This is a genomic window from Rhodoplanes roseus (assembly GCF_003258865.1).
Classification (GTDB): Bacteria; Pseudomonadota; Alphaproteobacteria; order Rhizobiales; family Xanthobacteraceae; genus Rhodoplanes; species Rhodoplanes roseus.
Genome location: NZ_NPEX01000003.1, coordinates 8295 through 29939 on the forward strand (window position 1 = coordinate 8295; position 21645 = coordinate 29939).

The window sequence follows — 21645 nt, forward strand, 5'->3', positions numbered from 1 at the left end:
TTCGATCCACCGGTCGCGCGCCGGACTGAATACGGCGCGCGCCGCGGGCGCAGCGCCGGGGCTCAGACGCCGATCATCACGTCCGAGGCCTTGATCACGGCGAAGGCCTTGCCGCCCACGGCCAGGCCGAGCTCGTCGACCGCTTCGTTGGTGATCGAGGCGGTGATCACGCTGCCGCCGACGTCGAGCCGGACATGCGCCGTGGTGGCGCCCTTGTGCACCTCGAGAACCTTGCCTTCGATCACGTTTCGGGCCGAAATCTTCATCGTGAAGTCCCTCGCGGGTTGTCGAACGATCGTTGCTTCGAATCCGGTCCCGGCACCGGCGGAGGCTGCCATCCTGTATCATTTCGGATATAGGACAGCAAGCGACCGCGCCGCTTGCGCGCGCTCCGGGAGAGACCGACATGCTGCCGCCTGCCCTGCCCGATCACGTCCTCGACGCGCTGCTCGCCGACGACGTGCCGCTCGGCGATCTCACCACCCATGCGCTCGGGATTTCGGCGCGGCCGGCCCGCATGCGGCTCTCGGCCCGGCAGCCCATGGTGGTCGCGCTGGCCGAGGAGGCCGCCCGCCTGATCGAGCGGGCCGGCGCCACGGTCGCGCTGCTCGCGCCGTCGGGCACGGCGCTGCAGCCGGGCGACCCCATTCTCGAGGCGACCGGCCCGGCCGGCACGCTGCATCGCGGCTGGAAGGTCGCGCAAACGCTTGTGGAGATCGCCTCCGGCATCGCCACGACGACGCGGGCGATCGTCGATGCAGCACGGGCGGTCGCACCCGACATCGCCGTCGCCTGCACCCGCAAGACCGTGCCGGGCGCCAAGGCGCTGTCGATCAAGGCCGTGATGGCGGGCGGCGCCGTGCCGCACCGGCTGGGCCTGTCCGAGACCGTGCTGGTGTTCGAGGAGCACCGGCGCTTCCTGACGGACCTCACGGCCGATGCGATCGTGGCGCGGCTGCGCCGCACCGTGCCGGAGAAGAAGGTGGTGGTCGAGGTCGCCACGGTCGACGAGGGCCTCGCCTGGGCGGCGGCCGGCGCCGACGTGATTCAGGCCGAGAAGTTTTCGCCGGACGCGATCGGCGCCCTGGTGGCCGCCCTGAAAGACCAGTCCCGGCGCGCCATGGTCGCGGCGGCCGGCGGCATCGGCCCCGACAATGCCGCGGCCTACGCGGCCGCCGGCGCGTCCGTGCTGGTCACCTCGGCCCCCTACACGGCGAAGCCGCGCGACGTGCAGGTGATGCTGGAGCCGGCGTGAGCCGCGAGAGCCGGCGACCGCCGCGGTACGGCCTCGCTGTCGTCGCCCCGTGTCGTCCCGTCTCGCCGTCCTGGCTCGGTTCTGGCATGGTGGCCGGCATGTCGCCCGACCCGCACGCCGCCGCGACCGCCCATCCGGTCGCCTTCGCCACCACGCTCGATGCCCGCGTGCTGCGCCACGATCCGCAGTGGGGCCTCTCGACGCTCTATTTCGGCGACGGCGAGCTCCGGGTGCCGATGGTGGCGGCGCCGGTCGACAGCGGCGTGCGGGTGACGATCGACGCCCGCGACGTCGCGGTGGCACTGACGCGGCCCATGGACGTGTCGATCACCAACCGGCTGCCCGGCACGATCGTCGAGGTGGAACGGCTGGCGGCGCCCTATGCGCGGGTGCGCTTCGACCTCGGCGCGACCCGTCTCGACGCGCTGGTCACCTGGGAGTCGGTCGAGCGGCTCGCGCTGGAGCCCGGCCTGAAGGCCTGGGCGATGATCAAGTCCGTGGCGATCGGGAACGAGGCCGTTCGTCCGTCCGATCTGCCGAGCCCGCGCCGCTGGCCCGTGGTTCGTAGTCCGGATCGAGCGCCGCCGTGAGCTCCGCGAGCGTGCTCGCCCCGCTCTTGCGCGCCTGGCGCTCGAGCGAGCGGTAGAGCGCGATCATCCGCTCGCCGAAAACAGTGAGCTCCGCACCGCCGCCGCGGCGGCCCGGAAACGTCTCCACCACGGGCGTCTCGAAGGTGTGGTTGAGCGCGTCGACCAACAGCCAGCACTTGCGGTATGACGTGCCGAGCACCCGGCTGGCGCCGAGGATCGAGCGCTCGCGCCGGATCGTCTCCAGCAGTCCGATGTCCTGCGGATCGAGGCTGCCGCCGTTGCCGAAGGAGACATGCAGCGCGATCGTGGTCGGCGCGCCCTTCGCGGTGCCGGGCGCCGCGCCGGTGCCGGCCGTCTCGATCGCAGGAAGCGCCGCCGCTTTGGAGGGCATGCTCGTCGCCTCGGGGGTTTGGGCCGGGGGCCGCGCGGGCCCCGTCACCTGTCCCTTGCGTAGGTCAGGACGAGGCCCGTGGCAAGCGGGCAGCGCCACAGCCGAACGGCGGCGAGCGTCGCCTCGGCGATCCTGCGTGGACGCTCGTCGAGGCCGGTCCAGCGCGCCTCGCGGCCGCGCGGATCGATCTCGATCAGCTTGACCCCGGCCGGCACCTCCAGCCCGTCCCGCACGGCGCCGCGCAAGATGCCGTCCATCGGGGCGAGGACCGGGACGCCGCCCAGATGGCCGACCGGGAAGCCGACGAAGACGCGCTTGCCGATCTCGACGGCGCTGTGCCAGCGCCCGGCCGCCTGCGAATAGACGAAACGCTCGCGCCCGACCCCGCCGAGGCGGCTCGGCACGCCGTCGGCCGCCTCGGTGCGCCCCGCCGTGACGGGCCGGACCGGGCTGACCGGCCGGGTCTCGACCGCCACGTCGCAATTGACGCCGACCGTGAAGCCCGGTCCGAGGCCGACCGCGACGCCGGCGAGATGACGCAGATCCGGCGTCTCGGTGCGCTTGTGCAGGCGCGCATCGATCAGCACGTCGGGGCACCCGTGCACGATGAGGTCGAGCAGGCCGAGCCGCGTCACCGCGACGGTGGCGGGCCCGGCGAGCACGGGCGCGATCTCGACGAAGCGATCGGCGCGGCGCCCCACCACCTCCTCGACCACCGCGACGTCGTCGTAGAGCGCGTCGTGGAAGGCCATGCCGCGGCGGATCACCGGCGGGTTCGGATCGTGCGCCAGCACCACGGCATGGGCGGCCCGATGGAGCAGCACGGCCACGGCCGATGCGACCTCGTGGGTGCCCAGCACGACGGCGAGACGGCGAGACGGATCGGCGCGGAGCATGGCAGCGGTCCCGGACAGGTCGTGGTTCACGACGATCCAGCAGCAAGCCGCGCGCCAGACTCTCGGGGCGCAAAATTCTATTGTTATTCAACGACCTATATTTGCGGCCCGTCTCTCTCGCAGGTTCGACCGACACACCTTGTGCTATATCTTACGCGATATAGCTTTTCCATGTCGGACATCCGACAGGCGGACCTGCCGTCAGCGTCCGAGCAGCAGGTCGCGGGTGAGCCAGTCGATCTGGGCAACTGATTCGAGGGCGAGGCGCAGGCGCTCGCGGTCGCGCTGCGGCAGCCGCTTGACGGCCACGGCGTTGGAGGCCGGCGTGCCGTGCTGGAGGTCGTCGAGCTGCTGCGACAGGACGAGGTCGAGAAAGATGCCGAGCGCGTCGACGAGCCCCTGGAGGTCGTGCTGGCCGCCGAGGCCGATGCCGCGGATGGCGGCGAGCCGCTCGGGCGTCGAGCGTTCGATCACGTGGTGTCGGATGGCGAGCGAACGCGCCGCCGTGACGATCGGAAAGATGCCGGTGCGCTTGAGATCGATGCGGCCGTGCTGGGTGCGGAAGCCGCCGAAGAAGCCGAGCCCGAGCTCGACCGCTCCGGCCGACTCGGCGAGCAGCTTGGCGAAGGCGATCTGCCCCTTCGCGGCGTCGAAGGCGGCAGCCCGCAGATCGTTGGCGAGCGCGGTGTCGCCGTGCACGGGCCGCATGTCGAAGAAGATGTCGACGCTCAGGAGATCGTCCGGCCGCGAGCGCCGTACCCAGCCGGCGATGCGCTCGCGCCAGGTGGCGACCGAGCCGCGCCATTGCGGCGACTTGCCCATCACGCCGCCCTTGCAGAACGGCAGGCCGACATCGTTGAGGATCGCCGCCAGATGGATGCCGAGCGCGGCGAACCAGCGATCTTCCGGCCCGTCAGGATCCCCGCCCGCGAAGAACAGGGCGTTGTCCTGGTCCATGGCGAGCAGGCTCTCGCCCCGCCCCGCCGAGCCGAGCACTGCGACCGCGTAAGGGCACGGCGGCCCCCCCTGTCCGGCCTCGCGCATGCGCGCCTCGGCGATCACGGCGGCCTGGCGGGTGAGCGCGCCGAGCTCGCGCGAGATCACCGCCGCGATGTTGCGGGCCGAGACCTTCTCGGCCGTCAGCGCCGCGGCGACCCGCGGCAGCGTCGCCCAGGCGGCGGCCAGGCTTTCGACGTCCTCGGCCTGGTCGATGGCGTCGCCGAGCGTCACCGCCTCGCCGGCGCGCAGCCGAAGCAGGTCGCGCGCCGAAACGGCGCCGATCACGAACCCCTCCTCGTCGACGGCGCCGAGATGGCGCACCCCGAGTCGCCCCATGCGGCCGATGGCGCGATACACGAAGGCGTCGGCCGGAACGGCGGCGAGCGGCGACGCCATCACCCCGGCGACCGCCCGCGTCAGCGCGTCCGGTCCGTCATGCGCCAGCGCGCGGAGGATGTCGCGCTCGGTCACGATGCCGAGCTCGGCCGGCCTGACCCGCTGCGGGTCGGCGTCCGGCGCATGGACGAACAGCGAGGAGATGCGCTCGCCCACCATGGTGCCGAGCGCCGCTGACAGCAACGTGTCGGCCGCGACCATGCGGGGCGGCACCTGCATGATCTCGCCGACCGTGTGACGGTACGGATAAGAGTCGATGCGGGCGAACACCGCCTCGCGGTCGGAGCGGGCCGGCGGCTCGACGGGCTCGACCCAGCCGGCGCGGTGATGCTGGTCCAGCACCTCGGTGAGGGTCCGGCAGGCCTGCTCGGCCTCGGCCAGCGTGCGGATGCCGCGGTCGCGCAGCCGCGGCACCAGGGCGAGGAAGAGCTGCGCGCAGGCGCGCGCGTCGCCGAGTCCGCTGTGCCGTCCCTGGATCTCGATGCCGAGCCAGGCCGCCAGGCTGTCCAGCGAGTACTCGGCGAGATCGGGCTGCGCCACCTCGGCGAGCAGCAGCGTGTCGAGCGTGCGCGGCCGCGTCCACGCGATGCCGGCGCGCTCGCATTCGCGCCTGAGCACCGCGAGGTCGAAGCCGACCGCGTGACCGATCACCACGGCGCCGCCGTCCATGAAGGCGGCGTAGTCGGGCCACACCGCGGCGAAGGGCGGCGCCGCGGCGACCGTGGTGTCGTCGATCCCGTGAATCGCCGCCGCGGCGCGCGGGATCGCTTCGGGCGGCCGCACCAGCCGCCGGAACACCGGCTCCGACATCACCCGCCCGCCCGCGACCCGTACGGCGGCGAGCTCGACGGTCCAGGCCTTGCGCGGATCGAGGCCCGTGGTCTCGGTGTCGATCGCGACGGCCTCGAGGACCATCAGGGGCGTGGCATTGTCGGCGGCGGCCATGTCCTCCCCCTTCGCGGCGGTTCTCGCGGTCGCTCCCTCGAAGCCGAGCCGCTCGACGCGGCGCTCAGCCGGTGCCGCGCACGAGCGACGCCACCACGGCGTCGGCGTCGATACGCTCGGCGAGTTCGTCGTGAATGTTGCACAGCGCGACGCGCAGATAGTTCCGGGTCGTGTCGAAGTCCTGCCCGCGCAGCTTCGGGTGGATCGGCATCAGCGCGAAATAGGGTTTCGTATAAGGCTCGGGCACGTCGATGACGCGCTTGACCGGGTGCATGGCGCAGCGCTCGACCACATGGGCCGTGTCGTCGCGGGCCGCCGCCCAGGTGCCGGCGTCGAGCGCCGCGGGCACCGGATAGCGATCGAACACGGCGAGCGCCGTCGCGGTCAGGGCCGCCTGCAGGACCGGAAGCTCTCCCGCGGCATGAGGCCGCAGCTCGCCTTCCACCATCTCGACCACCATGGCGACCCCCAGCGGCCAGGCCCGCCAGCGCGACACCTCGACGGCGGCCTGGAAATCGGATTCGTGGAACAGCACCTTTGCGTAATGCCCGGCGCGGGCGCGCGCATACTCGAAAATGCCTTTCTGAACCAGGAAAGCCGCCTGGGTGTCGATGAAATCGGCGAGCGCCGCGGCATCGCGGACGGCCGGCTTGCGGCGAAGAAATCCGAACAGGGCCATGACGTTTTCCGGTTGTGGCGGAAGCTTTACGCGGTCGTGCCGCGGACCGGAAGAGGGAATGCGTCGCATCCCACACTGCACTGCAACATCAACGAACTGATCACGTCGCGATCGACGAAAGTCTAATAGGCGCATCGACGCCTGATGTTAGCATTTTTGCTGATCCACACCCGGCAGCAAGACCGGGGGGACAAGGGACGAACGCCGTCGCGATCATCGCCGGCCCCTGAACGCCACGTCGATCCGAACGCTGCCCACCGGCGGCGTCGCTGGAGGTTGCACACTCATGTCCGTCGAACCCGTCAGTACGCCAGAGAACGATCGCGACCATTGGAGGAAGACCACGCGGCTGATGTTCGGCCATCTCGCGGTCTGGTTCTTCTTCGGTTACGTGATCCACATGTTCGTGATCCCGCTCAACAAGATCACGATCCCGGTGCTGAACTTCCCGCTCGGCTTCTACATGGCCGCGCAGGGCTCCCTGATCGTCTTCGTCGCCATGCTTTTCATCTTCGCGTGGCAGCAGGACAAGATCGACCGCGACCACGGCGTCGCCGAGGACGAGTGAGGGAGGACACGAGATGGCGACGCAAGCATCGGGCACATCGGACTTCCTGAAGAATCTCGGGAAGATCTACGCCTTCTACACGGGCGGCTTCCTCGTCTTCGTGATCGCCCTGGCGATCCTCGAGCAGGTCGGGGTGCCGAACAGGATCCTCGGCTACCTGTTCGTGTTCTTCACCATCGCGGTCTACGCGGTCATCGGCATCATGTCGCGCACCGCGCAGGTGTCGGAATATTACGTCGCCGGCCGCAGCGTGCCGGCCTTCTACAACGGCATGGCGACCGGCGCCGACTGGATGTCGGCGGCGTCCTTCGTCGGCATGGCCGGCACCCTGTTCCTGCTCGGCTACGACGGACTCGCCTGGGTGCTCGGCTGGACCGGCGGCTTCGTGCTGGTGTCGATCCTGATCGGCCCGTATCTGCGCAAGTTCGGCGCCTACACGGTTCCGGACTTCATGTCGTTCCGCTACGGCGGCAACTTCGCCCGCATGCTCGGCGTCATCGTGCTGGTGTGCTGCTCCTTCACCTATGTGACGGCGCAGATCTACGGCACCGGCCTGATCGCCTCGCGCTTCCTGGGCATGCCGTTCGAGATCGCCGTCTTCGCCGGCCTCGCCGGCATCCTGGTCTGCTCGCTGCTCGGCGGCATGCGCGCCGTCACCTGGACGCAGGTCGCCCAGTACATCGTGCTGATCGTGGCCTATCTGACGCCCATCGTGATCCTGTCCTACCAGAAGTTCGGGATTCCCATCCCGCAGCTCACCTACGGCAACGCCATCATGGACATCACGGCGCGCGAGCAGCAGATGCTGCAGACGGGCCTGGCTTCCGCGGCGGCGCTGAAGCCGCACATTCAGCCGTTCATCAACTACTCGCCGCTGAACTTCTTCGCGATCGTCTTCTGCATGATGATCGGAACGGCGTCGCTGCCGCACATCCTGATGCGCTACTTCACCACGCCGAGCGTCCGCCAGGCGCGCGTGTCGGTCGGCTGGTCGCTGCTGTTCATCTTCCTGCTGTACTTCTCGGCGCCGGCCTATGCGGCGTTCTCCAAGCTCGAGGTCTACACCGAGATCATCGGTCGCGACCTCACCGCCATCCGCCCCTGGCTGTTCAACTGGGGCGAGCTCGGGCTGATCAAGATCTGCGGCAAGGACGCCATCAACATCGACGCGGTGGTGGCGGCCTGCAAGACAGTCGCCGGGCATCCGGGAGTCGTCCGGTTGCAGGACTTCTCGATCAACACCGACGTGATCGTGCTCTCCACCCCGGAGATCGCCGGCCTTCCCTACGTGATCTCCGGCCTGGTGGCGGCCGGCGGCCTCGCCGCGGCGCTCTCCACCGCCGACGGCCTGCTGCTGGCGATCGCCAACGCGCTCAGCCACGACGTCTACTACAAGATGCTCGACCCGAACGCGCCGACCGCACGTCGGCTGATCGTGGCCCGCATCCTGCTGCTGGTCGTCGCGGTGTTCGCGGCCTATCTCGCCTCGACGAAGCCGGCCGACATCCTCGCGATGGTGGGCTGGGCGTTCTCGCTGGCCATGGCGGGCAACTTCCCGGCGCTGATCATGGGCGTGTGGTGGAAGCGGACGACCTCGGCAGGCGCCATCGCCGGCATCATCGCCGGGTTCGGCCTCTGCCTGTTCTACCTGCTGACCACGCGATACTTCCCGGGCTACGGCGTGCAGTATTTCGGCATGACGTCGCTCCTGAACCCGGTCACGGGCGCGCCCGTGGTCGACGTGGCCAAGGCGATGACCCTGCCGAACGCCATGGAGGCGTGGCCGACGCTGGCGCATCCGCTCGCCAACAAGGTCGGGTGGTTCAACCTCAACAACATCGCGGCCGGCCTGCTCGGCATGCCGATCGGCTTCCTCACCATCGTCCTGGTCAGCCTGATGGGCAAGGCGCCGTCGCCGGAGATGCAGGCTCTCATCGACGAGATCCGCAAGCCGCGCGGCCGCACCGTGCTGCAGGAGAAGACCTGATCCGACAGCGCCTGACGGGCCCGCCCGTCGGGATCGGAGCGGGGTCCTTCGGGACCCCGCTTTTTTGTGGGCTTGCGGGTGTCCAGGTAATTTGCGACGGCATTGCCTCGGCTCTCCCGGAGGGGGACGCGGAGCCGGCGCCGGTTCATTGCGAAAGGACGTCGTTTCATGACCATCGGAGGATCGTTCGGATCCTGGCTGCTGTTCGTGCCGAACTTCGTGCTGGCGGCGCTGATGTACACGCTGCTCGGTCGCGCGATTCTCGGCCTCGCCGTCGGCACCGACTCGACCAATTACATCTGGCGTTTCTTCTGCCGGATCACCGACCCGGTCGTCACCGTGGTGGCGCTGGTGACCCCGAAGGCCGCCGCTCCGGTCGTCGTCTGGCTGTTCGGCGTGGTCTGGCTGTTCTGGCTGCGCGTCGCACTGCTCTACGTCTATCTCGCCTTTTCGCCCACGCAGGCCGGGTGACGCTCGCCATGGACCGCAACTTCTACTTTGTCGGCATCGCCTTCTTCGGAATGATCAACGGCCTGTTCAGCCCGCTGATGCCGGTCGCCTACGTGTTCGCCACCGCCCTGATGGCGGAGCCGCTGTTCGGCAGTCAGGCGGCGATCTTCTACTTCGCCTCGCTGATGCTCTCGACCGCGACCGTGATCCTCGGCGGAATTCCGGCGGCCGTGTACGAGCGGGTCGCCGGCAAGGAGGACTCGACCCCGGCGTCGCTGTTCGTCTGGCTCTCGGCCACCGCACTGCTCACCTTGCCGGCGGTCGGAAGCTTCCTGCAGATCGGGCTGTGATCGGCAGCACGGCCCGTTCAAGCCCTCGTGAGCTCGTTGAGGCGTCGCGGAACTGCCGGTACCCTCTGTTCCGTCGTCCGACTCGACGACCCGGCGGCGTGACCGCACCGGCCGAGGGGAGGGAGCATGGAGACGCTGCGGCGGACCGCGTTCGAGATCGTGCTGCGGGCGTGCCTGTTCGGCTCGCTCGCCATCTTCTGCGTGATGGTGGCACTCTCCTTCGAGCCGCGCGCGGCGTTCAAGGCCGGCGGCTTTCTCACGCTCGTGATGGTCGGCGTTCTGCTCCTGAAGGCGGCCGGCGCGCGCACCAAGAACTATCGCCACACGGAGATGTGGCTCTACCTTCCCGAGGAGCACCGGCCCCCGCCCGCCTATGCGCAGTTCGTCAGCGCCATGGTGATGCGCGAGACCTACCTGTTCTTCGCCCGGCGCACCGCCTTGGTGTCGATCGTGATGTGGTCGCTCGCCCTGCTGCTGGCGCTGGCGGGGCTGTAGAGCGCGCGGCGGCAGCCGCTCGTCGTCCCCTCTCGCCATCCGCGGGAGAGGGTTCGAACCGATCCGTCGGGACGAAGCGTCACGCCCCGAGATAGGCCTGCCGCACGTGCGGGTTCTCCAGGAGTTCGCGGCCCGTTCCGGTCAGCGTGACGCGGCCCTGCTCCAGCACGTAGGAGCGGTCGGACAATTCGAGCGCCGCGAAGGCGTTCTGCTCGACCATCACCACCGTGACGCCGTCCTTGCGGATGCCCTCGATGATCTCGAAGGTCCGTTCCACCAGATTCGGCGCGAGGCCCAGCGAGGGCTCGTCGAACAGCACGAGCTTGGGCCGCGACATCAGCGCGCGGGAGATCGCCAGCATCTGCTGCTCGCCGCCCGACAGCGTGCCGGCGGCCTGGTCGCGGCGCTCGTGCAGGATCGGGAAGCGGGCGAACAGCTTGTCCATGTCCTCGGCGATGCCGTCGGCGTCGCGGCGCAGGAAGCAGCCCATCTCCAGATTCTCCCGCACCGTCATGTATGGGAAGACGCGCCGCCCTTCCGGGCAATGAGCGATACCGAGCTCGAGCACGCGGCGCGCCGAGGCGCGGGTGATGTCCTGGCCGTCGAAGACGATCCGGCCGGCGGCCGGCGACAGCAGGCCGGAGATTGCCTTCAGGCTCGTCGTCTTGCCGGCGCCGTTGGCGCCGATCAGCGTGACCAGCTCGCCGCGCTCGACCCGCATGGTGAGGTCGCGCACCGCCTCCACCTTGCCGTAACGGCAGACCAGACCCTCAACCTCGAGCACGGACGTACCTCTCGCCCAGATAGGCGCGGATCACCTGCGGGTCGCTCTGGATGGCGGCCGGCGGGCCATCGGCGATGATCCGGCCCTGGTTCAGGCAGACGATCCGGTCGGACACGCCCATCACCATCTTCATGTCGTGCTCGACCAGCAGCACCGTGATGCCGCGGGTGCGGATGCGGGCGAGCAGCGCCATGAAGGCGCCGGTCTCGGCCGGATTCATGCCGGACACCGGCTCGTCGAGCAGCAGCAGGGTCGGCTCCGCCGCGAGCGCGATGGCGACCTCGAGCAGGCGCAGCTCGCCGTAGGACAGCGACACCGCGGTCTCCTCGGCACGGGCGCGCAGGCCGACCAGATCGAGGATCTCCCAGGCGAGGTCGCGCAGCCGCGCCTCGTCGCGGCGCACGCCGGGCAGGCCCAGCATGATGGCGAGCGGATGCTGCTTCGCCCGGCGGTGCAGCCCGACCATGACGTTGTCCAGCACGGTGAGCCCGTTGAACACGCTGGTCTTCTGGAAGGTGCGCACGACCCCGTGCTCGGCGATCTGGTTGGGCTTCAGCCCAACCAGCGGGGCGCCGCGATAGACGATGCTGCCGCTCGACGCGTGAATGTAGCCCGTGATGGCGTTGAACGCCGAGGTCTTGCCGGCGCCGTTCGGGCCGATCAGCGACAGCACCTCGCCCTCGCGCACCTCGAACGTCATGTCCTCGACGGCGGTGAGACCGCCGAACCGGATCGACAGGCCGGTGACGGCGAGCGCCACCGCCGCGTCCGGTCCCGGAGCGGCGGTCGCGGCGACGGCCGCCGACGATGGGGTGAGGGTCGCGCTCACGGCCGAGCCTCCGCCGGAACGGCGGTCCCGGTCGGCTCGGCGGGGGGCGCACCGGTGCGTCCGGTCCAGCGTTTCCAGGCGTCACGGACCGCCGGCACGATGCCGTCCGGCAGGAAGTAGACGATCAGGATCATCAGCACGCCGTAGACGATCCACTGCAGCTCCGGCTTCACCTCGAAGCCGCGCAGGACCTCGGGCAGGATGCCGAAGATCAGGCCGCCGACGATCGGGCCGGCCAGCGTGCCCTTGCCGCCCGTGATCACCATGATCACCATCGTCACGGTGTAGATGAACAGGAACACGTCGGGATCGACGATCCTGACGTAATGCGCGTAGACGGCGCCGGCGAGGCCGGCGAGCGCCGCCGAGACCACGGTCGCCAGCACCAGGAAGCGCGTCACGTCGATGCCGACCGAGGTGGCGAGCGGCTCGTTCTCCCGCAGCGCGATCATGGCGCGGCCCGCCCGCGAATGCACCAGCCTGCGGATGATCACATAGGTGACGATCGCGACGCCGAGCACCAGATAGTAGTTCGGCACCTTGCCCAGGATGTCGACGTCGCCGATGCCGGGAAACCAGAACTTCAGGAACGGGATGTTGTTGAGCGCCATCGGCCCTTGCGTGAGCTCGAGCCAGTTCAGCGCGACGAGGCGGGTCACCTCGGCGAAGCTCACCGACACGATGACGAAATAGGCGCCCCGCACCTTGAACGAGATCTTCCCGATGAACCAGCCGCACAGGCCGGCGAACGTGACGGCGACAAGCATCGAGAACCACACCGGCTTGGGCGCCAGCGTGATCGGCACGTCGAGCACGTGGATCTCGAAGCCGAGCGAGCACAGGCTCGACGCGTAGGCGCCGATGCCGAAGAACGCGACATGGCCGAGGCTGAGCTGGCCCGTGTAGCCGAGCAGCAGGTTGAGGCTCATCGCCGCGACGATGAAGATCCCGGCGATGATCAGCACGTGGAGGAAATAGAGATTGTCCATCCACAGCGGCAGCGTCACCAGGAATCCGACCCAGGCGACCGACGAGGCGAGCGAGACGGCGCGGCTCATCCGATCCGCTCCTTGCGGGCGAACAGCCCGGTGGGCTTGACCAGCAGGATCACGATGATCAGCAGGAAGCCCATGGCGTCGCGGTAGCCGGAGGAGACATAGCCGGCACCTAGCTCCTCCATGAAGGCGAGGATGAAGCCGCCGATGGTGGCGCCCGGAATGCTGCCCAGCCCGCCCAGGATGACGATGGCGAAGGCCTTCAGCGAGGCGAGGTCGCCGATGGTCGGATAGACCACGAAGACCGGGCCGAGCAGCGCGCCGGCGGCGGCCGCGAGCCCGGAGCCGAGCGCGAAGGTCGCGGTGTGGACGCGGTCGATGCGCACGCCCATCAGGGCGGCGGCCTCGCGATCCTGGAAGGTCGCGCGCATCGACTTGCCGAGCCGCGTCTTCTGGATCAGCGCGTAGGTCGCGGCGATCAGCACCACGGCGACGGCGAACACGAAGAGGCGGGTCCACGACACCGAGACGGCGCCCATCACCAGCGGTGCCGACGGGAACGGCGAGTTGATCGACTTGGCGACGCCGGACCAGACGAGCTGCTCGGAGTTCTGCATCGCGATGCCGGCGCCGATCATCACCAGCATGGTGGTGTCGATGTCGGCGCCGCGCAGCCGGCGCAGCAGCACGATCTCGATCAGCGCGCCGAGCATCACGCCGAGCACCACGGCGAGCACCAGCGACACGATGAAGTTCGCGCCGATCAGCATCACGAACATGTACATCATGTAGGCGCCGAACGCGTAGACCTCGCCGTGCGTGAAGTTCACCACCCGCATGATGCCGAAGATGAGCGTCAGCCCGATCCCGAGCAGCGCATAGGTGCCGCCCAGGATCATGGCGTTGAGGGCGTGCTGAAGGAGCTGGTCCATGAATCACGCGAGAGTTGGCGTCTGTTCGCTTCACGCCGGAGCGGCGTCCGTCTCCGTTCGTCCCCGCGAAGGCGGGACCCAGGGCCGCGCGTCCTATGGCCCCTGGATGTCCGCCTTCGCGGGCATGAGCGGAGTTCGGGTCCACGGAGCGCGCCGTCCGGAGACGGCGCGCCGTGCTGGGGCGGCTCAGAGGCCGGACTTGGCCACCTTGCCGCCGTCGATCTTCACCAGATAGACGGACGGGATGTTCTGGCCGCTCTCGTTGCCGGCCGGGCCCTGCTTGATGAACTCGATGTTGCCGTAGACGCCCTTCACCTTGGTCTTCCACAGCGCGTCCTTGATCGCCGCGGGCTCGGCCTTGCCGGCGATCTTGATCGCCTCGGCGATGGTGAAGATGCCGTCGTAGCCGCGGAAGCCCTCGGTGAGGCCGCCCGGCTCGTGACCGCGCTTCTGCCACTCGGTCATGTAGCGCTTGGCCGGCTCCGGATTGGTGACGACCTCCGGGAACCAGGGCGGGAAGAACACGGTGTGGAACGAGCCGTTGGCCGCGTCGCCCGCCTGGGCGATCAGCTGATCGGGCGAGTTGGAGCCGCCCGTGGTGATGATGCGGGCGTTGAGCTGCAGCTCCTTGGCCTGCTTGAGGATCAGCGTCACCTGCTCGACCGCCGTGGTGACGAACAGCGTGTCGCCGCCCGACGCCTTGATGCGGGTGAGCTGCGCCGAGAAGTCCGTCGCCTTCGGGTCCATGGTCTCCATGACGCCGACGGCGACGCCCTGGCCCTTCAGCATCTTCGAGTACTCGGCCGCGGAGCCGATTCCGAAATCGTTGTTGGTGTTGAGGAAGTCGGCCTTCTTGATGCCGAGCTTGGCGACCAGCGGCTTGAAGGCGACGGCCTCCATCTCCGACGTCGGGCTGATGCGGAACACGTAGGGGTTGCCGGACGTGGTGATCTTACCCGACGAGGAGGTCTCGACCACCATCGGGACCTTGTACTCCTGCAGCTTCGGCATCACGGCGAGCGTGAGGGTCGAGCTCCAGGCGCCCATGATGACCGGCACCTTGTCGCGCACGATCAGCTTCTCGACGGTCGCCACCGCCTCGGTCGGATTGGACTTGTTGTCCTCGATCACCAGCTGGATCTTCTTGCCCAGCACGCCGCCGGCGGCGTTGATCTCGTCCTCGGCGATGCGGGCGCCCTGCGCCACGTAGTTGCCGGAGGCCGCGAAGGCGCCGGTGAGGGGCTGCGTCACCCCGATCTTGATCGTCTCCTGGGCCAGGGCCGTCCCGGCGAGCAGCGTCGCGCCGAGCATGGCGAGAGCGAGCTTGGCAGTCTTTGTGTGCATTGCAGTCTCCTGTCGTCTCGCGATTTTCAAGCAATGTTCATGCCGACACGGTGTCGGAATGCCGTGAGAACAAGCGCGTTTTCGGGCATTTGCCCGGAAGTCGAAACGCGCCCAGGTGCACTTCCACGTCGGTCCGGCGCGGGGCCGGGCCTCACTTCGTCTTCAGCTTCGGAATGATGTCGTTGGCGATGGCGTCGATCTGCTCCGCCTCGTAACGATACGGCACGAAGATGATGCGGTCGATGCCCGTCGCGAGATGCGCCTGCAGCTGTTCGACGCACTCCTCGGGCGTGCCCATGACGGCCGAGTCCATCGTCGACTCCGACCAGGAGGCGTAATCCCACTCGGTCTGCAGCCACTCCTTCATCGGCCCTTCGATCTTGTCGCGCGGGCCGACGCAGATCGGCAGCTGGTTGGTCGAGATCAGCTCGTCCGGATCGCGGCCCGCCTCCTCGGCGAAGCCGCGCACCTTGGCCCAGGTGCGGGCGAAGGCCTCGGCCGTGTAGTAGTAGGTGAGCCAGCCGTCGCCCTTGGTGGCGGCGCGCTTGAGCACCGCGTCGACATAGCCGCCGATCAGGATCGGGATGCGCGGCTTCTGCACCGGCTTCGGATACATCACGGCGCCGCGCAGCGTGTAGGGGTCGTAGTCGCCGGCCACCTTCTCCTCGGTCCACAGCCGCGTGATGATCTCGAGGCTCTGCTCCATGATCTTGCCGCGCTTGGAGAAGTCGACGCCGAGCGAATCGAACTCGCGGCGATACCAGCCGACCGCGGCGCCGAGCAGCATGCGGCCGTCCGAGACGTGATCGATGGTGGCGAGCTCCTTGGCCAGCAGCACCGGATTGCGCAGCGGCATCACCAGAATCCCGGTGCCGATCTTGATGCGCGAGGTGCGGGCCGCGACGGCCGTCAGCATGATCAGCGCGTCGTGGATGGGAAAGTTCGGATCGACGCCGAGCAGGGTGTGGTCCCAGGCCCACAGCGACTCGAAGCCGAGCTCCTCCATGCGCACGCCGTACTCGATCAGCTCCTTGGCGCTCGGCATCTCGGGGTAGCGCGTGAAGTTGCGCATCGCGACGCCGTAGACGGTCTCTCGCTTGGGGGCCGGGCTCTGAGCCATCATGCAATCCTCCGGTCGCCTCGCGACCGCGTTTGTCGTTGTCGGAAACGGCGCCGCCGGAGCGCGGCCGCCACGGAAGGATGTCGTCACGCCGGCCGGGGCCGGCGCGGCGTCACGCCGTGTAGAGCCGGCCCGGATCGAGCTCGCGGATCAGCGCCAGCTCCTCGGCCTGCGGCGGCGTCGTGACCGAGAGCTCCCGGGCGCGGCGCAGCGTGAAGCCGGTGTTGTCCTGCACCTGCTCGAAGGTGACGCCGGGATGCAGCGCCAGCACCTCCATCTCGCGGGTCTTCTCGTCGAAACCCATCACGGCGAGGTCGGTGACGACGCGCCACATGCCGCCCGTCGGCAGGCCGCGCCGGGCGCGGCTGTCGTGCCCGTCGATCCAGCCCGGCGACGTGATGAAGTCGACCTTCTCCACGAAGCGGCGCTTCTCGTGCTTCATCGCGACGATCATGTCGGTGAGCGACGAGATGTCGTTGCCGCCGCCGGTGCCGGGCAGCCGGATGGTCGGCTTGTCGGTCGGCCCGATGAAGGAGGAGTTGAGGTTGCCGAAGCGGTCGATCTGGGCACCGCCCATGAAGCCGACGTCGACGTATCCGCGCTGCAGCAGCAGCAGCACGTCGGTCGACGGCAGCACCATGTTGGCGCGCCGCGTGCAGCGCTGCTCGTTGGTGGAGGGCGGCAGCTCGCCCGGCTTGATGAACGGGCCGATCACCCCGCCCTCGAACAGGATGGTCATCTTCGGGGCGAAGTTACGCTGCGCCAGCGTCGCGGCGAGCAGCGGGATGCCGACGCCGGCGAACACGATCTGTCCGTCGGTGAGCAGGCGGCCCGCCATGATGGCGATCAGCTCGGAGGCCGTGTAGACGGTCGAGGTCGGCGAATGCTCAGTCATTGAAGATCACCCTGCCGCGGCGGCTGGCGTTGAGCAGCGTCTCCATGCCGACCTTGGAGAGATAGTCGGGCCAGTCCTTGGGACCGTAGACCATTTCGTCGAGATACTGCTTCACGCCGCCGACCGGATCCTTCGACGTCAGCGCGGCGTAACGATCGAGCTGCGCGAAGATCGGCTCGTACTGGCCGTAGCATTCGTGCGGCGCCGAGCCGTACGGCACCTCGACCACGGCCTCCACGGTGAAGAACGGGATGCGGGTGTGGTCCGGCGCGCGGCGGATCTGGTCGTTGGAGACGATCCGCTCGGTCGTCAGGATCACCTTGTTGGCGGCCATCGCCATGTCGATGTCCATGAATTGCAGCCCGTCGAGCTGGGCGTTGCCGTAGGCGTCGGCGCGCTGCACGTGGATCAACGCGACGTCCGGGTTGAGGGCCGGCAGCGCCATCACCTCGTCGCCCGTGAACGGGCAGCGTACCGGCTTCACCTCGTCGCCGAGGATGCGGGCGACGTCGGAGCCGATCATCGAGCGCACCGGCATGAACGGGATGCCCATGGCGCCGGCGCGGAAGCGCAGGCCCATCGCCATGTGGCTCCATTCGTCGAACTCGGCCAGCCCCTTCTCGACATGGTGGCGCATCACCTTGGAGATGCCCCACACGATGCCCTGGCTGAACCAGCTCGACACGATCTTCTTGCCGAGGCCGGAGGCGAAGATCAGGTCGCCCTCGGTCGAGGTGATCGAGCGCGACACCGTCAGCCCGGTCTTGCGGGCCCGGATCAGCGACCAGATCATCGCCATCGGGGTGCGCGACAGCGTGCAGCCGCCCACCCCGACGTGATCGCCGTCCCGGACGAGCGCCGCGGCCTCGTCGAGCGTCATGACTTTCTCGCGCAGCCCGCGATCGCGGGCCGCCAGCTCGCGCCGCAAGGTGCCGTAGTCCTTCACGAGCGTTTCGCTCATCGGCCGGAGACCTTCATCACGTTCTTTCCGCGCGACATCAGCGACGCGTCCTCTCTCCACCTCCCCGCGCACGGGGAGGCGCGAACGCCGGACCGGACGCGGCTTACAGCCCCATCTCGGTCAGCGGAACGATCTCGACACCGGCCTTCTCCAGCGCGGCGCGGGCCGTGCGGGCGGTGTTCACCGCGGTCGGCTCGTCGCCGTGGACGCACAGCGTGTCGACCTCGACCTTGACCACCTTGCCGTTCATCGAGAGGATCTCGCCGTCCAGCACCATCCGAACGGTCTGCTTGGCGGCCGCCTCACCGTCCTTGAGAACCGTGCCGGAGAGCGCCCGCGAGGCGAGGTTGCCGTCGTCGTAGTACATGCGGTCGACGAAGCCCTCGCGGGCGAGGCGCAGGCCGAGCTTCTCGGCCGCCCACTGCATCTTGGAGCCGTAGAGCGCCACGTAGATGATCGACGGGTCGACCACCTTGATGGCCCGGCCGATGGCGAGCGCGTAGTCCTCGTCCTCGGCCGCCATGTTGTTGAGCGCGCCGTGCGGCTTGAGATGCGTCACCTTCACGCCGGCATACTGGGCCATGCCCTGCAGCGCGCCGATCTGGTAGGCGACCATGTATTCGAGGTCGGCGGGCTTCATCTGGATGCGGCGGCGGCCGAAGCCCCACAGGTCGTTGAAGCCGGGATGCACGCCGATGCTCACGCCCTGCTCCTTGGCGAGCATGCAGAGACGGTGCATGGTGTTGGGATCGCCGGCATGGAAGCCGCAGGCGACGTTGGCCGACTTGATGATGGTCATCAGATCGGCATCGTTGCCGATATTGTAGGCACCCCAGCCTTCCGCGATGTCGGCGTTGAGATTGATGCGCTTCGCCATTGCTCCTCGCCCCTCGTGTCGGGATCACGCGACGCCGTCTTTTCCGGCAGGGCCGGGGGTGGACGACTGGTCCTATTTATAGGAAAACCATACAACAACCGCGCCCCCGCGCAACCACCCGGGCTGCCGTTCTTTCGGGCGGTCGCCGGTGCGGCCCCCGGCCGAGAGCGAGATGTCGAACGCCACACGCGATCCCCCGCGCCCCCGCATTCTCACCAGCGGCGATACCGCCCTGGTGGTGGAGTTCGGCAGCGCGATCGATCGCGGCGTGAGCGCGCTGGTGCTGGCCTTGACGGAGCGCCTGGAGGGCGCGGCGCTGCCCGGCGTCACCGAGCTGGTGCCGACCTTCCGGTCCCTGATGGTGCATTACGACCCGCTCGTGATCGCGCCGGCCGACCTCGCGGCGCGGCTCGAGGCGATGGCGGCCGGGCTCGACGCGGTCGAGCGGCCCGGCCGGCTGTGGCGGCTGCCGGCCTGCTACGATCCCGCCGTCGCCCCCGACATCGACGACGTCGCCGCCGCGACCGGGCTGACGCCCGACGAGATCGCCGCCTGCCACAGCGCCGAGACGTATCACGTCTACATGCTGGGCTATCTGCCCGGCTTTCCCTATATGGGCGACACGCCCGAGCCGCTGCGCCTGCCGCGCCGCACCGATCCGCGCGTCAAGGTGCCGGGCGGCTCGATCGCGATCGCGACCGCGATGACGGCCGTCTACGCCATCGAGAGCCCGGGCGGCTGGAACCTGATCGGCCGTACCCCGGTCCGGGTTTGGGATCTGCGGCGCGAGAGCCCGGCCTTGCTGGCGGCCGGCGACAAGGTGCGGTTCGATCCTGTGCCGCTCGCCGCCTTCGAGAGCCTGGCCGCCCGCGCCGCCGAGGGAACGCTGGTGATCACGCCGGAGCCGGCGCCCGGGGACGCGGCATGAGCGACGCGGCCGACATCGTCGCGGCGAGCCCGGACGCCCCGGCCCTGCAGGTCGTCGCGCCGGGCCCGTCCACGACCCTGCAGGACGCCGGCCGCATCGGCCACCAGCGCTTCGGCATCCCGGTGTCGGGCGCCATCGACGCGGTGGCACTCGCCGCCGCCAATCTGCTGGTCGGCAACCCGCCGGACACGGCCGCGCTGGAGATCGCCTATCTGGGCCCGACCCTGACGATCGCGGCCGAGAGCGTGCGCCTCGCCTATGCGGGCGGCGCGGCGACGATCGAAGTCCTCGACGAGGACTCCGCGACCCCGCCGAAGAAAATCCCGCCGCTCACGAGCGTGCGGCTCCGGCGCGGCCAGTCGCTGCGCATCGGCGGCCTGTCGGGCAGCGTGGTCGGCTATCTGGCGGTCGCCGGCGGCTTCGACGCGGCGCCCTTTCTCGGCAGCCGCTCGACCCATGCGCGCGGCGGGCTCGGCGGCTTCGCCGGGCGGGCGCTACGCGCCGGCGACGTGCTGCCGCTGGTCGCCTCCGCGGCGCCGGAGCGTGACGAGCTGACGCTGCCGGATCTCGACCTCGCGACGCCGCAGCGGGTTCGCGTCGTGCTCGGCCCTCAGGACGACATGTTCAGCGAGGCCGGCGTCGAGACGTTCCTCGCGGCGACCTACACCGTGACGGCGGCGACCGACCGCATGGGCATGCGGCTCGACGGGCCGACGATCGCGCACCGCGACGGCTTCAACATCGTCTCGGACGGGATCGCGCCCGGCGCCATCCAGGTGCCGGGCAACGGCAAGCCGATCGTGCTGCTCGCCGACCGCCAGACCACCGGCGGGTACCCGAAGATCGCCACCGTGATCTCGGCCGACCTGCCTGGCCTCGGCCGCCTCGCGCCCGGCGCGACGCTCGGCTTCGAGCGCGTCGATCTCGACACCGCAGTTGCGGCGCGGCGCGCACTCGCGACTATGATGCAGGGGATGGCGGCCCGGCTGGTGCCGGCCGGCGGCGGCGTCGACATCGAGGCGCGCCTCCTGGCCGAGAACCTGATCGGCGGCGTCGTCGACATGCATGCGGACCACCAGGCGTGAGGGGGGAGGCGATGACGATGGCCCGATCGGCAGTCGCGCTGGGGCGTCCGCGCCGGAGCGCCGCGAACAACGACGCGGACAGCCGCGTGCCACGCTACCTCCAGGTCGCCTCCGTGCTGCGCCGTCGCCTGCGCGACGGCATCTGGTCGGTGGGCGAGAAGATCGCGACCCTGGAGGAGCTGGAGCGCGAGTTCGGCGTCGCCCGCGTCACGGTGCGCCAAGCGATCGAGTTGCTGCAGTCGGAGGGGCTCGTCCGCTCCCAGCAGGGCCGCGGCACCTTCGTTACCAACACCATCGATCATCGCCGCTGGCTGCAGCTCGCCACCGACTGGGAGAGCCTGATCTCCGGCATCCGCGAGAACGTGCCGCATCCGCTGCCGGCCGGCACGGTCGGCACGCCGCGCGTGGAGCCCGGAGAGGGCCGCCCGGCCGCCGCCTACCGTTTCCTGCGCAGCCTGCAGAAACGCGGCAGCGAGCCGTTCGGCTACGCCCGCGTGCATCTCGCCCGCGACATCTACGCCAAGGCCCCGAAGCAGTTCGCCTCGCGCGCCGCCCTGGTCGTGCTGGCCGAGATGAAGGGGCTGGAGATCGCCCGCGCCCACCAGTCGCTCACCATCGGCTCGGCCGACGTGGAGACCGCCAAGCTGCTCGGCATCGGCCTCGCCGCGCCGACCGCCGAGGCGCGCTGCGTCGTCACCGACGCGGACGGCGTCGCCATCTATGTCGGCGAGATCACCTATCGGGGCGACTGCGTGAGCCTCGACATCGAGCTGCGCGGCCCGGCGGCGGCCGCCGCGCCGCGACGACGGTAGAGGGCGTGTGATGCGGGGTCGCGCGGAGGTCGTGCTGGTCGTAGGGTGGGCGAAGCGAAGCGCGACCACCATCTGTCCCCCG

The 21645-nt window shown here is 69.4% G+C and carries 24 protein-coding genes; 10 read left to right on the plus strand and 14 right to left on the minus strand.

Annotated features, from left to right (window positions below; genetic code table 11):
- Positions 1-62: 62 nt before the first annotated feature.
- Positions 63-266, minus strand: a complete 204-nt coding sequence (locus CH341_RS00770) for a TOBE domain-containing protein (RefSeq protein ID WP_111417133.1) — start codon at positions 264-266, stop codon at positions 63-65.
- Between the two features lie 140 nt (positions 267-406).
- Here CH341_RS00770 and modD point away from each other — a divergent pair, with 140 nt between their 5' ends.
- A complete protein-coding gene (gene modD, locus CH341_RS00775; RefSeq protein ID WP_111417134.1) occupies positions 407-1255 on the plus strand; it encodes a ModD protein in 849 nt (282 codons plus the stop codon).
- A gap of 98 nt (positions 1256-1353) precedes the next feature.
- A complete protein-coding gene (locus tag CH341_RS00780) occupies positions 1354-1845 on the plus strand; it encodes a TOBE domain-containing protein (protein ID WP_111417181.1) in 492 nt (163 codons plus the stop codon).
- Here CH341_RS00780 and CH341_RS00785 read toward each other — a convergent pair.
- The 4 genes from CH341_RS00785 to CH341_RS00800 all read right to left on the minus strand — a co-directional run bounded on the left by CH341_RS00785 (position 1745) and on the right by CH341_RS00800 (position 6151).
- The gene (locus CH341_RS00785) at positions 1745-2236 is read right to left on the minus strand and encodes a winged helix-turn-helix domain-containing protein (protein WP_111417135.1); all 492 of its coding nucleotides are present in this window, start codon (positions 2234-2236) and stop codon (positions 1745-1747) included. The genes CH341_RS00780 and CH341_RS00785 overlap by 101 nt on opposite strands.
- Positions 2237-2280: 44 nt before the next feature.
- Positions 2281-3132, minus strand: coding sequence for a xanthine dehydrogenase (locus CH341_RS00790; protein WP_111417136.1), 852 nt, complete (start codon positions 3130-3132; stop codon positions 2281-2283).
- Between the two features lie 201 nt (positions 3133-3333).
- Positions 3334-5472, minus strand: coding sequence for a DUF294 nucleotidyltransferase-like domain-containing protein (locus CH341_RS00795; protein WP_111417137.1), 2139 nt, complete (start codon positions 5470-5472; stop codon positions 3334-3336).
- Positions 5473-5536: 64 nt separating this feature from the next.
- Positions 5537-6151 (minus strand): hypothetical protein, encoded by a 615-nt coding sequence (locus CH341_RS00800; protein WP_111417138.1) that lies wholly within the window; start codon positions 6149-6151, stop codon positions 5537-5539.
- A 286-nt stretch (positions 6152-6437) separates the two neighbouring features.
- On the opposite strand from CH341_RS00800, the gene CH341_RS00805 reads away from it, so the two are divergent.
- From CH341_RS00805 to CH341_RS00825, 5 genes are all read left to right on the plus strand, one after another.
- Positions 6438-6719, plus strand: a complete 282-nt coding sequence (locus tag CH341_RS00805; RefSeq protein ID WP_111417139.1) for a DUF4212 domain-containing protein — start codon at positions 6438-6440, stop codon at positions 6717-6719.
- A 13-nt stretch (positions 6720-6732) separates the two neighbouring features.
- Entirely contained in the window at positions 6733-8706 is a 1974-nt protein-coding gene (locus CH341_RS00810; RefSeq protein ID WP_111417140.1) for a sodium:solute symporter family protein, read from the plus strand.
- Between the two features lie 168 nt (positions 8707-8874).
- Positions 8875-9177, plus strand: coding sequence for a YggT family protein (locus CH341_RS00815; protein WP_111417141.1), 303 nt, complete (start codon positions 8875-8877; stop codon positions 9175-9177).
- 8 nt (positions 9178-9185) lie between these two features.
- Positions 9186-9506, plus strand: a complete 321-nt coding sequence (locus CH341_RS00820; RefSeq protein WP_111417142.1) for a hypothetical protein — start codon at positions 9186-9188, stop codon at positions 9504-9506.
- Positions 9507-9632: 126 nt separating this feature from the next.
- Positions 9633-10001 (plus strand): hypothetical protein, encoded by a 369-nt coding sequence (locus tag CH341_RS00825; protein WP_111417143.1) that lies wholly within the window; start codon positions 9633-9635, stop codon positions 9999-10001.
- A gap of 79 nt (positions 10002-10080) precedes the next feature.
- Here the strand turns inward: CH341_RS00825 and CH341_RS00830 are convergent, their stop codons facing one another.
- From CH341_RS00830 to CH341_RS00870, 9 genes are all read right to left on the minus strand, one after another.
- On the minus strand, positions 10081-10785 hold the full coding sequence (locus CH341_RS00830; RefSeq protein ID WP_111417144.1) for an ABC transporter ATP-binding protein: 705 nt from the start codon (positions 10783-10785) through the stop codon (positions 10081-10083).
- A complete protein-coding gene (locus CH341_RS00835) occupies positions 10772-11545 on the minus strand; it encodes an ABC transporter ATP-binding protein (protein ID WP_245430805.1) in 774 nt (257 codons plus the stop codon). The genes CH341_RS00830 and CH341_RS00835 overlap by 14 nt, the downstream gene beginning before the upstream one ends.
- Before the next feature lie 65 nt (positions 11546-11610).
- Complete coding sequence (locus CH341_RS00840) at positions 11611-12672, minus strand: branched-chain amino acid ABC transporter permease (RefSeq protein ID WP_111417145.1); 1062 nt, start codon at positions 12670-12672, stop codon at positions 11611-11613.
- A complete protein-coding gene (locus tag CH341_RS00845; protein WP_111417146.1) occupies positions 12669-13541 on the minus strand; it encodes a branched-chain amino acid ABC transporter permease in 873 nt (290 codons plus the stop codon). Before CH341_RS00845 ends, CH341_RS00840 begins: the two co-directional genes overlap by 4 nt.
- Before the next feature lie 186 nt (positions 13542-13727).
- On the minus strand, positions 13728-14885 hold the full coding sequence (locus CH341_RS00850; protein WP_111417147.1) for an ABC transporter substrate-binding protein: 1158 nt from the start codon (positions 14883-14885) through the stop codon (positions 13728-13730).
- A 151-nt stretch (positions 14886-15036) separates the two neighbouring features.
- Positions 15037-16008, minus strand: coding sequence for an LLM class flavin-dependent oxidoreductase (locus CH341_RS00855; protein ID WP_245430802.1), 972 nt, complete (start codon positions 16006-16008; stop codon positions 15037-15039).
- Positions 16009-16117: 109 nt separating this feature from the next.
- Positions 16118-16900, minus strand: coding sequence for a CoA-transferase subunit beta (locus tag CH341_RS00860; protein WP_111417149.1), 783 nt, complete (start codon positions 16898-16900; stop codon positions 16118-16120).
- Complete coding sequence (locus CH341_RS00865; RefSeq protein WP_111417150.1) at positions 16893-17861, minus strand: CoA transferase subunit A; 969 nt, start codon at positions 17859-17861, stop codon at positions 16893-16895. Before CH341_RS00865 ends, CH341_RS00860 begins: the two co-directional genes overlap by 8 nt.
- A 103-nt stretch (positions 17862-17964) precedes the next feature.
- On the minus strand, positions 17965-18738 hold the full coding sequence (locus CH341_RS00870; RefSeq protein ID WP_111417151.1) for a LamB/YcsF family protein: 774 nt from the start codon (positions 18736-18738) through the stop codon (positions 17965-17967).
- A 172-nt stretch (positions 18739-18910) separates the two neighbouring features.
- Between CH341_RS00870 and pxpB the strand changes: the two genes are divergently transcribed.
- The 3 genes from pxpB to CH341_RS00885 all read left to right on the plus strand — a co-directional run bounded on the left by pxpB (position 18911) and on the right by CH341_RS00885 (position 21563).
- On the plus strand, positions 18911-19666 hold the full coding sequence (pxpB, locus tag CH341_RS00875) for a 5-oxoprolinase subunit PxpB (protein ID WP_111417152.1): 756 nt from the start codon (positions 18911-18913) through the stop codon (positions 19664-19666).
- Positions 19663-20751: a 5-oxoprolinase subunit C family protein gene (locus CH341_RS00880; protein WP_111417153.1), complete on the plus strand. Its 1089-nt coding sequence runs from the start codon at positions 19663-19665 to the stop codon at positions 20749-20751. Before pxpB ends, CH341_RS00880 begins: the two co-directional genes overlap by 4 nt.
- 86 nt (positions 20752-20837) lie before the next feature.
- Positions 20838-21563: a GntR family transcriptional regulator gene (locus tag CH341_RS00885; protein ID WP_245430803.1), complete on the plus strand. Its 726-nt coding sequence runs from the start codon at positions 20838-20840 to the stop codon at positions 21561-21563.
- Positions 21564-21645 lie beyond the last annotated feature (82 nt).

Excerpts from the sequence above, each read along its gene's own strand:
- CH341_RS00770 (WP_111417133.1), bottom strand. The coding sequence starts at position 266 with ATGAAGATTTCGGCCCGAAACGTGATCGAAGGCAAGGTTCTCGAGGTG.
- modD (WP_111417134.1), top strand. The coding sequence starts at position 407 with ATGCTGCCGCCTGCCCTGCCCGATCACGTCCTCGACGCGCTGCTCGCC.
- CH341_RS00780 (WP_111417181.1), top strand. The coding sequence starts at position 1,354 with ATGTCGCCCGACCCGCACGCCGCCGCGACCGCCCATCCGGTCGCCTTC.
- CH341_RS00785 (WP_111417135.1), bottom strand. The coding sequence starts at position 2,236 with ATGCCCTCCAAAGCGGCGGCGCTTCCTGCGATCGAGACGGCCGGCACC.
- CH341_RS00790 (WP_111417136.1), bottom strand. The coding sequence starts at position 3,132 with ATGCTCCGCGCCGATCCGTCTCGCCGTCTCGCCGTCGTGCTGGGCACC.
- CH341_RS00795 (WP_111417137.1), bottom strand. The coding sequence starts at position 5,472 with ATGGCCGCCGCCGACAATGCCACGCCCCTGATGGTCCTCGAGGCCGTC.
- CH341_RS00800 (WP_111417138.1), bottom strand. The coding sequence starts at position 6,151 with ATGGCCCTGTTCGGATTTCTTCGCCGCAAGCCGGCCGTCCGCGATGCC.
- CH341_RS00805 (WP_111417139.1), top strand. The coding sequence starts at position 6,438 with ATGTCCGTCGAACCCGTCAGTACGCCAGAGAACGATCGCGACCATTGG.
- CH341_RS00810 (WP_111417140.1), top strand. The coding sequence starts at position 6,733 with ATGGCGACGCAAGCATCGGGCACATCGGACTTCCTGAAGAATCTCGGG.
- CH341_RS00815 (WP_111417141.1), top strand. The coding sequence starts at position 8,875 with ATGACCATCGGAGGATCGTTCGGATCCTGGCTGCTGTTCGTGCCGAAC.
- CH341_RS00820 (WP_111417142.1), top strand. The coding sequence starts at position 9,186 with ATGGACCGCAACTTCTACTTTGTCGGCATCGCCTTCTTCGGAATGATC.
- CH341_RS00825 (WP_111417143.1), top strand. The coding sequence starts at position 9,633 with ATGGAGACGCTGCGGCGGACCGCGTTCGAGATCGTGCTGCGGGCGTGC.
- CH341_RS00840 (WP_111417145.1), bottom strand. The coding sequence starts at position 12,672 with ATGAGCCGCGCCGTCTCGCTCGCCTCGTCGGTCGCCTGGGTCGGATTC.
- CH341_RS00845 (WP_111417146.1), bottom strand. The coding sequence starts at position 13,541 with ATGGACCAGCTCCTTCAGCACGCCCTCAACGCCATGATCCTGGGCGGC.
- CH341_RS00850 (WP_111417147.1), bottom strand. The coding sequence starts at position 14,885 with ATGCACACAAAGACTGCCAAGCTCGCTCTCGCCATGCTCGGCGCGACG.
- CH341_RS00855 (WP_245430802.1), bottom strand. The coding sequence starts at position 16,008 with ATGATGGCTCAGAGCCCGGCCCCCAAGCGAGAGACCGTCTACGGCGTC.
- CH341_RS00860 (WP_111417149.1), bottom strand. The coding sequence starts at position 16,900 with ATGACTGAGCATTCGCCGACCTCGACCGTCTACACGGCCTCCGAGCTG.
- CH341_RS00865 (WP_111417150.1), bottom strand. The coding sequence starts at position 17,861 with ATGAGCGAAACGCTCGTGAAGGACTACGGCACCTTGCGGCGCGAGCTG.
- CH341_RS00870 (WP_111417151.1), bottom strand. The coding sequence starts at position 18,738 with ATGGCGAAGCGCATCAATCTCAACGCCGACATCGCGGAAGGCTGGGGT.
- pxpB (WP_111417152.1), top strand. The coding sequence starts at position 18,911 with ATGTCGAACGCCACACGCGATCCCCCGCGCCCCCGCATTCTCACCAGC.
- CH341_RS00880 (WP_111417153.1), top strand. The coding sequence starts at position 19,663 with ATGAGCGACGCGGCCGACATCGTCGCGGCGAGCCCGGACGCCCCGGCC.